This window comes from Cognatiyoonia sp. IB215182, from assembly GCF_033963905.1.
Taxonomy (GTDB): domain Bacteria; phylum Pseudomonadota; class Alphaproteobacteria; order Rhodobacterales; family Rhodobacteraceae; genus Yoonia.
In genome coordinates, this window is the sequence record NZ_JAXBMB010000015.1 from 62622 (window position 1) to 77789 (window position 15168).

At 58.0% G+C, this 15168-nt stretch carries 10 protein-coding genes; all 10 read left to right on the forward strand.

The window, feature by feature from the left end; genetic code table 11:
- The first annotated feature begins 2 nt into the window (after positions 1–2).
- The 10 genes from SLH47_RS22645 (at position 3) to SLH47_RS22690 (ending at position 14941) form a co-directional block, all read left to right on the forward strand.
- A complete protein-coding gene (locus SLH47_RS22645) occupies positions 3–1802 on the forward strand; it encodes a type VI secretion system baseplate subunit TssF (RefSeq protein WP_320242923.1) in 1800 nt (599 codons plus the stop codon).
- A complete protein-coding gene (locus tag SLH47_RS22650) occupies positions 1793–2749 on the forward strand; it encodes a type VI secretion system baseplate subunit TssG (RefSeq protein ID WP_320242925.1) in 957 nt (318 codons plus the stop codon). Before SLH47_RS22645 ends, SLH47_RS22650 begins: the two co-directional genes overlap by 10 nt.
- A gap of 12 nt (positions 2750–2761) precedes the next feature.
- Positions 2762–5335: a type VI secretion system ATPase TssH gene (gene tssH, locus SLH47_RS22655; RefSeq protein WP_320242926.1), complete on the forward strand. Its 2574-nt coding sequence runs from the start codon at positions 2762–2764 to the stop codon at positions 5333–5335.
- Positions 5336–5348: 13 nt separating this feature from the next.
- Positions 5349–6059, forward strand: a complete 711-nt coding sequence (locus tag SLH47_RS22660) for an ABC transporter substrate-binding protein (RefSeq protein WP_320242928.1) — start codon at positions 5349–5351, stop codon at positions 6057–6059.
- Entirely contained in the window at positions 6056–6946 is an 891-nt protein-coding gene (locus SLH47_RS22665) for an FHA domain-containing protein (protein WP_320242930.1), read from the forward strand. Before SLH47_RS22660 ends, SLH47_RS22665 begins: the two co-directional genes overlap by 4 nt.
- Positions 6943–7491, forward strand: coding sequence for a type VI secretion system lipoprotein TssJ (gene tssJ, locus SLH47_RS22670; protein ID WP_320242932.1), 549 nt, complete (start codon positions 6943–6945; stop codon positions 7489–7491). Before SLH47_RS22665 ends, tssJ begins: the two co-directional genes overlap by 4 nt.
- A complete protein-coding gene (gene tssK / locus SLH47_RS22675) occupies positions 7488–8810 on the forward strand; it encodes a type VI secretion system baseplate subunit TssK (RefSeq protein ID WP_320242934.1) in 1323 nt (440 codons plus the stop codon). The genes tssJ and tssK overlap by 4 nt, the downstream gene beginning before the upstream one ends.
- Positions 8811–8812: 2 nt before the next feature.
- Entirely contained in the window at positions 8813–9685 is an 873-nt protein-coding gene (gene icmH, locus SLH47_RS22680) for a type IVB secretion system protein IcmH/DotU (protein ID WP_320242935.1), read from the forward strand.
- Positions 9682–13347 carry an ImcF-related family protein gene (locus SLH47_RS22685; protein ID WP_320242937.1) on the forward strand — a complete coding sequence of 1222 codons (3666 nt, stop codon included), beginning with the start codon at positions 9682–9684 and terminating at the stop codon, positions 13345–13347. Before icmH ends, SLH47_RS22685 begins: the two co-directional genes overlap by 4 nt.
- Positions 13348–13777: 430 nt before the next feature.
- On the forward strand, positions 13778–14941 hold the full coding sequence (locus tag SLH47_RS22690; protein WP_320242938.1) for an ATP-binding protein: 1164 nt from the start codon (positions 13778–13780) through the stop codon (positions 14939–14941).
- Positions 14942–15168 lie beyond the last annotated feature (227 nt).

The window sequence follows — 15168 nt, forward strand, 5'->3', positions numbered from 1 at the left end:
CGGTGGAAGAGATCTTACAATATTTTGAGAATGAACTCGACTATATGCGGCGCTCGTTTGAAGAGTTCGAGCGCGCGCACCCGCAAAAAGCCAAGGAGTTGGGGATAACGGCGGGGCGCAGCAGCGACCCTGATGTTCAACGACTTGCCGATAGTCTAGCACTGGAAGCCGCACGCCTGCACAAGCGCATGGACGATACCATGCCCGAGACCGCGATTGACCTGATGCGGATGATCGCCCCCGGCTTTCTCTTTGGCGCGCCCAGCTACGCTGTCATTCAGCCTGCGGGCGATGAAGGTCAGTTGACGGAACCCGTGACCGTTCTCAAAGACACCGCCGTACCGGTGATTTTGAGCGGTGATCTGCCGGATTGCCGGTTTTCTGTTGCGCGCGACACGCGGCTCGCACCGATAAGAATTGGCGAAATCAAGCTGGATCGCGCGCCATTTCGCTATGGCGTGCCCGATCAGTTCCGCGGCTGTGAGGCTGCGCTGACAGTGACATTGCATCCGCTTGACGAAGGTCAGCCGCTGTCCGAAGCACTGGGAGACAGCATCGAGCTTTACGTTTCTGCCAGTGGCGGGCGCAAGCAGCGTCTGATCGATGTGCTAAGTGGTGAGGTTCTGGGCGTCGCATATGCCAAAGCGTCCACCGCAGAGACAGTGCAACGGGATGCCCATGTGCTGCAACCGGACGCCCTTGTGCTGACAATGGCGGAAGACTGGACGACCTTTCTGCCCAATGACCTTGCACAAGTCCAATCCATTGCGCGCCTGCGAGACTTTTTTGCCTTCCCCGACAAAGCATCCTTTTTCACTTTGAAAGACACTGACGGCGGCTTTCAGGCCGTGACCGAGGGACCCGTTGAACTGCGGTTTTTCCTCTCCAGCCGTGGGGCAGGCACGCTGGACCAGGTCGGTGAGGGGGATATCGCGACCAATGTGGTGCCGCTGGTCAACATCTTTGTCGATGAATCGCTGCCCGTCCGGTACGATTATGCCCGCATGCAGGTGCCGATACAGCCGTCGCTGAGCGAGACGATGCCGGTTGACAGCTTGCAGATCCGCGACATTCGCAAGCTGACGGCAGAAGGGGAACAGGCACTGCCGCGTGTGACGTCACCCTCGCGCCGACGTGCGCAGGATCTGCCGGTCTGGCAGGAACGCTATGTCGTGGGCGAGTTTGATCCGTCGCGGCGAGAGGTCAGTTTCTCGGTAACAAGCCCTGTGGGAGAGGATCCTCCGGTACTTGATTTCGTGGCGTCCATGTATTGCTCAAACGGACGCGCGGCCATCGCACCCCGTCCCGGTGCGAAGATGTTCTTGGAATCCGAGGCGCTGGCGGACCTGCCCTTCGCATTGATGGACGAGCCTTCGATGCCGGTCGATCCTGACACAAGGCCCGAACGGCTTTGGGATGTCATGTCGATGATCAACGGCAACTTCTCGTCAATCTACGAACAACAAACAGCCGCCGAGGCGCTGAAGGAGGCGCTGAACCTTTGCGCACCGCAGGGTTACACGGATGCATCTAACGCGGTCTGGGATGTTACGGTTACCCCCACGACGGCGCCGGTTCACATTGGGAACAACGTTCTTTTGGCGTCTGGCAATGTCATCGAAGTGATGATCGACCTTGATGCATTGCCGTTTCCCGGCCATGTCTTTGGCGTTGCCCTGCATATCTATTTCAGCTCGCTTGTGAGCTATGACCGCTTCTTTCAGCTGAAGGTCCGCGAACGTGGCCGGGAGCAGCCGTTCCGCGTGTTCCCCCGTGTGCATGGGAGCCAGGCATGCGGATAAAGGACAAAACCGCCGAGAGCCTGATCGACCTGCCGCTCTTGCAAGCTGAGCGTTTGGGAAACACGCATCTGGCGCGCGCGCTGGCAGCTGGTCGCTTTGACCCGTATCCGGATGGAACTCATGCCTTAGGCGACAAGGCGCGGCGCGGGACGCTCGCGCAAAATAGCGGGATCACGGAGCCGGCCATCGCTGGCGGTGCGCTTTCGGGTTTTGACAGCGCGCTTCCTGATCATATCCAGGCCGCCCTGCAAAAGACGCTGCATAACGATGATGAAAGCTTGCGTGCCTTTCTGGCGATGTTCGACCGGCGGCTACTGGAACTGCGCGTGCGGGCCGAAAAGGCGCAGGTCCTTGTTGCAACGCAGGATGCGCGTGGCCGCGAGGTCGCCAGTTTCATCGACCGGATCATGCGGATCGTGGGGCGTAAAGGCGACGACACCCGCCACCTGAAAACTGTTTTGCCGCTCTTGTCGCGGGTTCGCAGCCTTGAAGGCCTACGTAATCTGGTGGGCTGGTGGACAGGGCGCGATGTGCGCGTCACGGCCTCTTTCGACGATGTGCACCCGATTGAACCGTCTTGTATGACGCGCCTGAGTGCCCGCGCGCATCAGAGTGCGCGGCTCGGCCAAGGTGCGCTTGTCGGGCGGTTTGGCAAGACACCGACTGGACGTCTTTCGGTCTTCATTCGCTGCGAAAGCCGCGAAGAATTTCGCGAACTGGCCGATGATATAGAAGGCACCGCAGAGCTGCGTTCGGCGGTGCACCAATACCTGCGCGACCCGGTGCCAACGACTTTCTATGCCGACGTGGCGCGCCACATGATCAAGGCCCCCATGCTGTCCGCGACCCCGCGTCAGGCCGACCAGCTTGGCGCCTACAACATGCTCACCCCGCAGCGCGCGCCGCATAAGCGCGCCTTTCTCAAGCTTTCAGAAATTGCCGCATAAGGACCCAGAATAATGGCCAGTCTCACCAAACTTGTATCCCGCCTCTCACCGCAATTGCGTGCATCATTGGAAAACGCGGTGGGCGAAGCGATGAAGCGCAAGTCGGCGGCAGTCGAAAACGCGCATTGGCTGTTCCACATCATCTTCGGATCGGACACGGAGCTGCAAGGCTTTCTGGAAGATCAGGGCGTGAACATGAGCGACCTGCAGGCAGAGTTGGAAAAAGCGATGCCGGTGGGGTCCGGCGATGGGGGCAAGCAGCCGACGATCTCAGGCTCCGTCGCCAAGCTGATCGAACAGGCGTGGTTGCAGGCATCGGTTGAGATGGATCTGGGTCAGATCACGCCAGAGATTTTCCTGCTCGCCTCACAACTGCCCAATGCTCTGGGTGCACGGACCGAGCCGCTCTCCGCACTCAAACCGCTGTCAACGGATGCGCTGCGGGACTTCTCCGTGAAACGTGGCGCGACGGTTCCGCGTGCGGCATCAGGTGGCGGTGGTGGCGCCGCTCCGGCTGGAGACGGGACCGCCCTGCAGAAGTTCACCGTCAACCTGACGCAACAGGCGCGTGACGGAGAGCTGGACAAGGTGCTGGGCCGCACAGGCGAAGTTTCCAAAGCAATCGACGTTCTGCTGCGCAAGCGACAAAACAACCCGATCCTTCTGGGCGCGCCGGGCGTCGGGAAAACGGCTGTTGTTGAGGGATTGGCCCAGAAAATCGCGTCTGGGGAAGTGCCGGAGCAATTGCAGGGTGCCGATCTGGTTGCGCTCGACATGGGGCTCTTGCAAGCGGGCGCCAGCGTAAAGGGTGAGTTCGAAGAGCGCCTGAAGAACGTCATCAAAGAGGTGCAATCCTCCGAGACGCCAATTATCGTCTTTATTGACGAGGCGCATACGATGATCGGGGCCGGGGGCGCAGAGGGGCAAAACGATGCGGCCAACCTCTTGAAACCCGCCTTGGCGCGGGGTGAATTCCGCACCGTCGCCGCGACAACATTCGCGGAATACAAGAAATACTTCGAAAAAGATCCCGCCCTGTCACGCCGCTTTCAGCCGATCACCATTGATGAGCCTGGCCGCGATGCTGCCGTCAACATCGTGCGCACAGTGGCAGAGGGCCTGAGCGCGCATCACGATGTGTTCGTCCGCGAAGAGGCCATCAAAGCAGCAGTGGACCTGTCGATCCGCTTCATGCCGTCGCGGCGTCTGCCGGACAAGGCGATCAGCCTGATGGATACGGCCTGCGCGCGCGTTGCCCTGTCGCAGCACGCCCGTCCCGCCCAAATCGAGGCGCTTGAGGAAGAGCTGCGCTTTGTGGAGGCGGAGCTTGCCAAATCGCTGGCGGACGCCCGCATGTTCGGAGAGCCAGAGTTCGACGCGAGCGAGCTGAATTCAAGCATCGAAGACCTGCAGACCACCGTCGCGGACCGCATTTCGATGTGGGAAGACCAAAAAGAGAAAGTCGCTCACCGTCTGGAAGCCGCACGCGCGGCGATGGATGCCGATGGCGATGAAGCCACCGCGGTCATACCGGAGGCCGATGATGAGGATGGCGAGGCCGAGATCTTTGTGCATCCATGGGTGACGCAGGCCACGATTGCCGAAGTTGTCTCGGATTGGACCGGCGTGCCTGTATCGAACCTGGGCGCGAGCGAGGCTGAGCGTCTTCTCGCCTTGGAAGACACCCTCAAAGAGCGCGTCATTGGACAGGATGCTGCGATTGAGGCCATTGCGCGTTCGCTCAAAATCTCACGTGCTGGCCTCACGGATGCGCGCAAACCCATCGGTGTTTTCATGATGTGCGGCCCGTCGGGTGTGGGCAAAACCGAAACCGCCCTTGCCATCGCGGATCAGTTCTTTGGCGGCGAGGATGCGGTTGTCACGATCAACATGACCGAATTCAAGGAGGCCCATAAGGTCTCCATGCTGCTCGGCGCAGCGGCGGGCTATGTGGGCTATGGCAAGGGCGGTGTTCTGACGGAAGCCGTGCGCCGGCGGCCCTATTGTGTGCTGCTGCTCGATGAGATGGAAAAGGCCCACCGGGAAATCCAGGACATATTCTTCCAGATCTTTGACAAGGGCCATATCAGCGATAGCGAAGGCAACGATGTCGACTTCCGCAACACGATCATCATCATGACGTCAAATGCGGGCGGCGAGGAAATTCGCGACTTCATCGACGCGGCTGATCACGCGCCAACATCTGCCGAACTAACGGATCATCTGCGTCCGCTTTTGCTCGACTATTTCAGCCCGGCCTTCATCGGGCGGACCGAGCTCATCGCCTACAATCCACTGACACCCGAAGTTGGCAGCAAGCTTACCGAAATCCACCTGAACCGCATCAAAAAGCGCATCAGCGCTCAGTATGGTGCGTCCTTCGCGTGGGAAGACAGCTTTGTCGATTATGTGGTCAGCGCCAATTCGGACCCGTTATCCGGCGGCCGTGCACTGGAAGCCATAATTAACAAAAAGTTCCTGCCACGCCTAGCAGAAGAGTGCATATCTCGGGTAATTGATGACAAACCACTCTCCTCCATCACCGTGTCTCACGATGGTGAGGATGTCGTGCTGAGTATGGAGTGAACGGATGTTGTTCTTGCGTTTAAAGACCCTCTTGGCGGCCGCAATCTGCGCTTTCGGCGTGTCGAATTCTGCCGTCGCACAATCAGAGCCTTTGCGGTTGGCGACCCAGATTTTGCCACCCTATCAGATGATCGAAGACAACCAGATGACAGGTATCGCGGTTGAGCGGGTTAAATGCACGCTTGACGCACTGAACATTCCCTACGAGTTCCATATGACAAGCTGGGCCGATGCGCAGCTTGGGACCGAGACCGGACGTTTTGATGGTTTCTTTGTCGGGTCGGCGAATTCTGCGAGGGCAGAATACTCGATTCCCTCAACGCCGGTCGTGTCAGAGGATCTCGCCTGGTATCTGCCGCTGAATTCCGAAATTGACCCCAACGACGCCGCTGACGCCCTTCGCGCGCGCTATAGTGCCAAGTTCGCGACGTCCAAATGGCGGTACCTGCACCAGAACGGATACAATGTTGTGATGCGTCCTCGGGATGCGGAGTCGCTGCTCAACATGTTGCTGGTGGGCGATATCGATGCCGCTTTGGAATATGAACTTATCTTCGCGCATTACATGGAAGATCGTGGTCTGAGCGAAGGCGATTTCCGCAAAATCGAGTTCCGTCGCCAGGACATGAGCGTTCATTTCGCACATCGTTATGTCATGGCTGATCCGCAGTTCCTTCACCAGTTCAATTCGCAAATGCAGATCTGTATCGCGACGGAAGAATGACGCTCAGTGTGCAGATCATACAGGTGCCACCCACCGAGACGGTACCAAAGCGCGAGTTTTACTTGGACGAGTTTCCGGTCACGATCGGCCGGGACTATGCGGCCAATGTCAGCTTGCCTGATCTGTCTGAAAAGATGTCGCGGTCTCATATACGGATCTCTCGACTTTCGAGCGGTCGTTATGAGGTCAGCGATATCAGCACAAACGGCGCCACCTTGAACGGCGACACGATGCAACCCAAAACGCCAATGCCGCTTGTTGATGGCGATACATTAGGGCTTGTCGGCTACAAGCTGTTGATCGGTATTCTGGATGCGGTCTCGGATGATGATGACGCGCCGGAGGAGAGTGAGCCGACGCTTGATCTGTCGACGGATTTATCCTCTGACGCGCCGCTAATGCCGGACGCCGAAGTCGAAGAGGTGCTGGCCGAGCCGGAAGAGGTGTTCTCCAAAGCCGAGGTCGATCTTAATCCGGACCTGATGTTCGATCCATTCGCGGACGGGCCGGAGATCGATGAAAGCGCCAGTCAGGACGCCGTGGACGAAAGCGGGGCGCAGCAAGACGTGGCGTTTTCCGAAATCGTCCAATTGCCGGATCTTCCGTCGCACAATGCGACGCCGCCACAACTGCAGGATGCGATGATACAGTCGCTGCCTTACCGAGAGAACGTCAATCAGGCGATTGAGCGCGCAATCGACCGGTTTATCGAAGAGCTTGACCCGGCAGTGTTGCAGAAAGACTACGACGAATACATTCCGCGCTTCAGCCGCAGGAAAGCGCGGTACTGGGCCATCCATCTCCGTCAATTTGCCAAACGCAAATCAAGGGGCGACTACCGTCGCGCCTTCATGGCGCTTTTTGCAGAGGAGATCCGTAAGCTATGATGCGATGGCTTGCATTTTTGGCGGTGATGGCGCTGTCGGCTTGCGGTGGCGGTGGCGATGAAGTGACCGGACCGGTGAACAAGACACTCAGCGTGCAGGCTGGGCCCAACGTCAATCAGTATAATGACGCGTCGAACCCAGTTGTGATCCGGCTTTATCAACTCAGCACCCGTTCAGAATTTGAGGCCGCCACGTTCTTTGAGATTTTCGATGACAGCTCACCCGAACTCGCGGGCGTTGTCCTGGATCGGCGCAGCCTCTCACCGCTTTTTCCCGGCGAAACGCGGCTTGTGGCGTTTGACCTTGTGCCGGACGCGTTCTTCCTGGGCGCATTTGCGGAATTCGCTGATTTTGAGCGGCAGAATTTCCGCGCGGCTGTGCCGATTGACGCAGACCGTCTGGACAACGGTGTGACAGTTTCCGTCACGGCATCGGGTATATCAATCGAGTTCCGGAACCCGTCAGATGCGGTAGAAGGTGAAAGGCCAGGTTTCTTCGGGCGTATTCTCGAAGGGGCTGGCGGACTTTTAGGATTAGGCGGATGACCAGCGGCAGCATCGTTTGGAGCGAGGGCATGTTCATTGCCCCGCAGCATTTTCAGCACATGGATCTGGCGCATCAGCGCTATGCCAACGAGCTGGCGCAGCTTGATGTTACCTCCGGCGACTACGGGGTCAGCGAGCTTGAGTTTGACGTAGAGGCGCTGAATGTCGGCAAGGTGGTTGTGCGGGAAGGGGCTGGGGTTTTTCCCGACCGACTGTTTTTCCGCTTGGCCAAGGGCCTTGCGCTCGACGTCCCAGATGGTGTCGTAGAGGAAACGGTTTTTCTATCCGTCCCCCTCGCAATTCGTGGCGAAGCACAATTCGGGTCGCATGATGTACCGGTTCGGATGGTCAAGCATCGCGACAGCCTGCGCGACCTGAATGACCCGCGCAATGACGCCGTCGAAGCCGAACTTGCCGAGGTTGGCGCGTGTTTGCGTTTGGGAAGCGCTGATTTTTCAGGATATGCAGCCATTCCCATCGCCCGCATTCTGGAAAAGACTGCGGAGGGGCGCGTTGTCCTAGATCGATCGTTCATTCCCCATGTGCTTTGCCTGCGTGCATCGAAACTGCTGACCGAGCGGGTCGAAGAGATGATTTCGCTCGCCCGCGCCCGCGCTGCAAATGCCGCAGGCCGGGTTGCCGCGGAAACTGACACGCTGAGCGAGGCGAGCCTTTTGGCCGAGCGGTTGGAACTGCAGGTTCTTAATCGCTGGCTTCTGGTTCTGCAGAACGAAGCGCATACGGGAATGATCGGGCCGCGTCGCCTGTTTCTGACCTTGGCGAGCATGACAGTCGAGTTGGATGCGATCTTGGGGTCGGCCGTTGATGATGATCTGATCTTTGATCCCGAGCAGATGACCGCGTGTTTCGACGGCCTGCTATCGTCTTTGCGCCGCAAACTGACGCTGGAAAAACCGGCGAATGTCGTGGCGCTGTCCTGGAATACCGAGCTTTTCGAGAAACGCCGGGTTCTGAGAGTTATTGTTCCCGCAAAGCTGCTGCAGCAAGGCAGGCGCCCTGTCCTTGCTTTGCGTGGGCCGGACAAGGCCGAGGCGCTGGCGCAGCTTGGCCCGCTGGCCTGTAAGCTGGCCGGTTTGTCGGCCATGCCAGAGCTTGTTGCGCGCGGTCTTCCGGGTGTTGACCTGACGTTGATGCCCATGGCACCGTCAGAGTTGCGCAGCCGCGCCGATGCGGCTTACTTTTCGATCAATACAAGTAGTGAGCAATGGCGACGCTTTCTTGAGAAACGCGAAGCGCTCGCCCTGCATGTTGATGACCGTATCCGTTCCGTCGAAGCAACGCTTTACATGCTGGAATAGCCATGAACGGCCAAGTTGCTGACACTCCAACAATTACAATCACCCCCGAAGGTGCCGCACCCGGGGTTGGAACGAAGCTTGCGCAGGCGTCGCCCAGCGACCTGCAAAGCATGGAGCGCGAGCTGGCAAACTATCAGGCTTCCGAAAACAGCCTGATCAATGCATCTGCCGAACTGCTTTCCGTCTGCGGCACGCTTTCGCGGCTGAAACCGGGGGAAGAGATCAATTCAACCCGGACGGAGCTGGCGAGGGCGATTATTGATCTGAAATACAAAGTGGTCCGTCTGGATTATCCGCCTTCGGTCGCCGAAAACCTTTGCCTTCTCTATGCGATTGTCATCGATGAATTCGTTTTGCTGCGCCCCTGGGCAACAGAAAGCGGGTGGGAAAACCGCACCTTGGTCGCGGATCTCTTTGGTTTCCGCGACGGCGGTGACCGGTTCTACAATATTGCAGATCGGGCGCTGATGCAGCCCAAGGTCCTGCACGAGTTTCTTGAGATCGTCTACATCTTCCTCAAGCTCGGGTACCGGGGCAAGTACAACAAGTCAGGCGAGCATGAGCGTGACAGACTGATCGTTCGCATTGAAACGTCACTCAACCTTGTGCCGACAGAAAGTGTGGCCGTCGCAGCCGGGCGTGAGGTCAAGAAATATCGCGCACCCGGGCGTGTAATTGCAGCAAGCACGAAAGTGGTTCTTGCAGCACTTATCGTTGCGGCCATCACTTTCGGACTTGTGACTTATCGTGCGCAAACAGAACGTACGTTGCTGGCAGAGTTTCAAGAGAAACGAACAGCGGCGGAGGCCGGCAGTCAGGTTGACTTTGTGTTCTCCAGCGAAACCGGAACCGTAGAAGTTGTACCGCGCCAATGAGATGGCTGACAGTCATAAAAGTCGCTTTGGCGGCATTCCTGCTTGCGACCGTGCTACAGCTTGGTTGGTTCATCTACCTTTGGCTGTCGGGCAGCAGCTTTGGCCTTTGGCATTGGATATGGCTGGGCATCGTGTCTGTTCTGGCGCTTGTCGTGTTGGCGCTGACGATCATCTATCGCAAACGCATTTGGCCGCATGATCCGGCGGCTGCCGAGCTGCGCGCGCTCAGGCAGCAAGTCAAACGGCAATTCGGCCAGGCACGATCGCGGGCGCGGGTCATCCGACGCCGCGCTGACGCTGTTCCCTGGAACATTTTTATCGCGCATCGCTCCGATGCTCCGTCTACGGCGATGGCCGAACTGGGCTATGTGGCATTCGGTGAGCCTGTCAGCCACAAGGGTCTGACAACGACAACATGGACCTCGCCCACGGCGATTGCCTTTAAGGTCGAAATCGATGGTGGGGCGGAGCTGTCGCTTGATCTTTTGAACCTCGTCTTCAAGAAGCTGTTCAAGAACCGCCCGACTTTGGCTGTGAATGCGGCCTATGTGGAGATTGAGCTTGCGATGCTCTTGCAGACCCCTGCGGTGCAGGCGGGCAATATCTCGACCATCAATCGCATCCTGAATGTCGCGGCATATGAATTCGGCATCGATATCCCCATTCATGTCGCGCTCGTTGGTCTGGAGCAGGTGCAGGATCTGTCTCGTGCGGCGCTGCTGACCGGGCACCTCAATAAAGGTGTCGTCTTTGGCGGCTTTTTGCCCGACGTGGATGGTGGTGTGGATGAGCGCGTTAATGCGCTTTTTGCAGAGATCATTGCCAATCTGGGCAGGGGCCAGATGCCCGCCCTGCAAAAGCAGCTTTTGCCTGAATTCAGCGCGTCACTGCTGAATGCGCCGCTGCAGCTTGCACTGATCAACGCACAATTGCGTCCGCGCATGGCGGCCCTTGTCCAGCCATTTCCACCGCGAACAGAGCCGCTCAACCTGCAAAGCATTGTGTTCGTCGGCGCGCATGAGACGATGCCGGTCGTTGATCCATTGGCACAGGTCACCGGGCAACGTTTCTTCTCGCAAATGCCGGTCTCTGCCGATCTCGACGATGACCACACGAGCGTTACCGTTGAAAATGCCGGACTGCTCGCGCGGGCCTATCATGGTGAAAGCTTTCAGGTCCGTCCCAATCGTCGCCAGACAGCGCAACGGGGACTGAAATCAAGCCTTTGGACCGCCGGCCTGACCGCCCTCGTGGGTGGTTTTGCCTATCTGGTGTGGGAAAACTACAGTTCCTACCGCGCGGTGAATGACAACCTTGAAGCTGCGTTCGACACCTACTTCTCTGAGGTTTCGAATATTTCCACGGATTCAGATTTTCTGGTCCAGCGCACCCTGCTGCTGCAGCCGCTTCGCGACGGGCTGGCGCGGTATGCGCCGTTGAACGAACAGAACCACCGGGAACTTCTGCCCGATTGGTCCATGGAAGAGATGTATCGCGGCCTTTACGAGCGGGAGTTGGTTGAAGGTTATCAGGCATCTCTGATCGATTTCATGGAGAAAGAGATTTTCGCCTTCAACAGTCTGGGCGACGGCGTCGAGCTTATCCAGCTCGCAACGGTCGAGGCGCAGCTGCATACCGATCAGGTCGCGCACAAGGAGGCGTTGATCACCTATTATTCGGACGGGCTTGCCGAACAGGGCGAGGTCTCCGGCGCATTTCAGAATAGCCTGAAGGGCACTTTGGATGATCTCTTTACGCTGAATCAGCCAAGGCCGAACCGTAACGAAAGCCTGCGCACCGTGGTCGCCAACACGCTGGCCGGACTTGATACAGCGGATTTGTTCTATCAGGCGCTCATGCGCCGCCCCGAATACAGCGAACGTATCGATCTGCGCAGATTGGTCGGCCCCCGCTTCTCTGAAGTCTTTGTCGAGATTGAAGACCCCGAAGACTATCTCGTCCCCCGCGCCTATACGCGGCCCGGATTTGACGATCTTTTTGTCGATGGCGAGATGGCCGATCTCAACGACATTCTGCGCGGCTACGAATCCGTCATCGGAGAGCTGGACACCGCAGCCGAAAACGCAATCACCCGGCGCGTGGCGCAAAACTACACCGGCGATTACATTGAGCGGTGGGGCCGGTTCATCATGGCGCTTGAGCTTCGCGCTGCCGAAGACTGGAGCGACGCGCAAATCCTGCTGGCGGCGCTGACGAACGCGTCGGAAAATCCGATTAATCAACTCGTCAGCGCGATCACGACGAATACCGACATCCAGGTTTTCTTGCCCGCACCACCAGTCGCCGCACAAGCTGCAGGCGGTGATCAGGGCGAGATGGCGGAGGCCGCACCGGAACTTGCCCCGCCAACATCAAGCACAGAAGCTGCGACAGCCTTCAATATTCGGTCCGCGTTCCGTGCCTATCTTGATGCGCTGCAGCCGGGGCAAGATCAGCAAAGCACATTCGATTTGTTCCTGTCATATGCACGGGATGTGAATCTTTGGATGGCGGAGGCCACGAATGCGCCAAACGGACCTGGCGCCTATCTCTTCACACAGTTTCAGAACCCCGGCGCACCCAACCCACTGGCGGTTCTGAACTCATTTGTGACCCGCTCTGACCTCGACTTCATCCGGGATTTTGGCCGCAGCATCGTGGCCACGCTTGATGACAGCGCCATGGAATTCGTACGCGGCCATATCGACAGCGAGTGGGAGCGCCAGATACTGGTGCCGCATCAGGCAACGCTGACGCAGACATTCCCGTTTGACCCCGCGAGCGCCACAGATTTTCCGCTTGCCGAGTTTACCGATCTTTTTGGGGCGGAAGGCAAGATCGGGAAATTCGAGCAGGACTTCCTGTCCGGGTTCAAGGCCGCCAATGGCCAGTTCGCGCCACGTAATACGTTTCTGTTGGCCGGTCGCGTTGATCTGACGAACGAGACGAAGGTTGCATTCACACGGTTCAACCAGATCTCCGAAGCGATGTTCGTTGACGGCAAGCCGTTCATGGAATTCAACGTGCGCACCGGCTTCATGGACAATGAACTTAGCCGATTGAGCCTGTCCTCCGGTATCACCTTGCACCAATTCAGCCATGGGCCGGTCCGGTGGGACACCCAATCCTGGCCACTGACCGGTATTCAGGACAGCACTATCGCATTTCGCATCTTCCGTCGTGCGCGTGCTTTGGTTGACGAAACCTATCCCGGCCCGTGGTCCTGGTTTCGGCTGGTTCAGGCTGGTTCCGCCTCGCTTAATCCATCGCTTGGCGTCACAGAAGCGACCTTCACGACCGAGGGCGATGCGGCCACGCTGCAATTTGATGCCGCCGTTCGGTACAATCCTTTCGCGCCCGGTTTCTTTTCGGATGTTTCGATCCCACGGTCACTTTTCACACTGCCTGAACCTGAAGTGGACATCGAGGAAGAGGAGCCAAGTACGGCAGATGCGCTTTTGACGTCGTGGCGTCAACGCGAGCCCGAGGCAACGCAGCAGTTGATCACTTTGCGTGGCAGACAACTCGACCCTTCCACGCGGGTAGAGATTCAACGCATTCTTGCTGATACGGGCTTTTACGAAGAGGACCTAGACGGCATCTTCGGACCAGCAACTCGGGCGGCGCTTTTTGCATGGCGTCAAGATGCCGAGCAGAATTGACAATCACTTTTCCTGCGACACGCGATGACCATTTTCATGTGCGGTTTTAACAGGAAGTTGTCGAAGCTGGACAATGCTTCCGGAGTATCGCGACGAATAGGTTGTCCGGCAAAAGATGCTACTTTTAGGTTTTAAGCCGGACCGCAAATCACCACCAGTATGGGGTTAGCTACCGTTTCATCAATGTGTATCGGGGCGGCGAATGGCATGTTGGCAGCTATCGATTTAAGACGAGCGGCACCACCAAGGAAGTTACAGGTGGTGGCCCCAAGGTCGGTCCGAAGATCAAACAGGTTTACCTGGGCACGTTCAGCGGCTCGGAATCTCTGACGCTGGACGGCTGCGCCCGGGGCGCCTCGCGCCGGCTGATCAGGTGAGTTTCTCCATAGAAACCTTGCAAATATTCCGTCTGATAGCATAAATGCAAGGTATGATCGTCCGAAATCATCTAAACCGTCTCGAAACAGCGCTTGCTTCGCAAGCGGGTGTCGTCTTGCTTGGCCCGCGCCAGGTGGGCAAGACAACCTTGGCGCAAGATATCGCAGAGGCGCGGGATGCGGTCTATCTTGATCTGGAGCGGCAGGCGGATCGGCTGATTTTGGCAGAGCCGGAACTCTATCTGGACGAGCAAGCGGGCAAGCTGGTTGTTATCGACGAAGTGCAGTTGATGCCCGGCCTGTTTGGCGCATTGCGCGGTCAAATCGACAGGCGCCGCCGGGCCGGGCATCGAACAGGGCAGTTTCTGCTGCTGGGATCGGCGTCAAACACGCTCCTACAGCAAAGCGCAGAATCCCTGGCCGGGCGCGTCAGCTATCATGAACTGACACCGTTCATGCTGGATGAAGTGGGGCAGGGGCTGCTTAACCAACTCTGGTTACGGGGCGGCTTTCCAGACAGCTTTTTGGCGGCTGACGACCGAACCAGCCTGACCTGGCGCGAGGATTTCATCCGCACTTATCTGGAACGGGACATCCCCGCCTTTGGTCTGCGCATTCCGGCAGAAACCCTGCGCCGGTTCTGGACGATGCTTGCACATGAGCAGGGTGGACTCTTGAACGCAGCCAAACTCGCCGCGGGGCTGGGCGTCTCGGGGCAAAGCGTGGCGCGGTATCTCGATCTTTTGGTCGACCTGATGCTGGTCAGGCGCTTGCCGCCCTGGCATGCCAATACAGGCAAAAGGCTGGTCAAATCGCCAAAGGTCTACATTCGCGATGCCGGTCTGACCCATGCGCTATTGGGTATCGAAACGACAGAGGCACTCTTGGGCCATCCGGTTGTTGGCGGATCGTGGGAGGGATTTTGCATCGAAAACCTGATCGCAGCGGCACCTCGTGGTACAGAAGCAAGCTTCTACCGGTCATCCGCCGGTGCAGAAATTGACTTGATCCTGAAACTCCCAAGCGGCGCGCTCTGGGCGATCGAGGTCAAGCGAACCACCAGCCCGAAGGTCACGCGCGGCTTTCATATCGCAGCAGAAGAATTGAAGGTCGCGGAGCGCCTTCTTGTCTATGCCAGCGACCGCGAGGTGCCAGGGCAGGGCGCCCTGCGAGCAATGCCACTGGCCGCGGCCATGGCGCGACTGACAGCACTATGACCGGATGCTCGTAGCTGCGCGCGATCTTTATCAGGTCAATCGCAGATGCCTGTTGCAGCCAAGTAGAAATGTCCCTGAGTTTGCAAAGTAGGAATATCACCAATGGGGGTGGCTGTAGCAAAGCTTAGCAACCCGGAGGGCTCTGTCGCCAAGATTCAATGGGCGCCGGGAGACGCCCTTTCTCGACACAGTTATTCTGCGAGCTCAGCAAACTGGCAGAAGCCGCA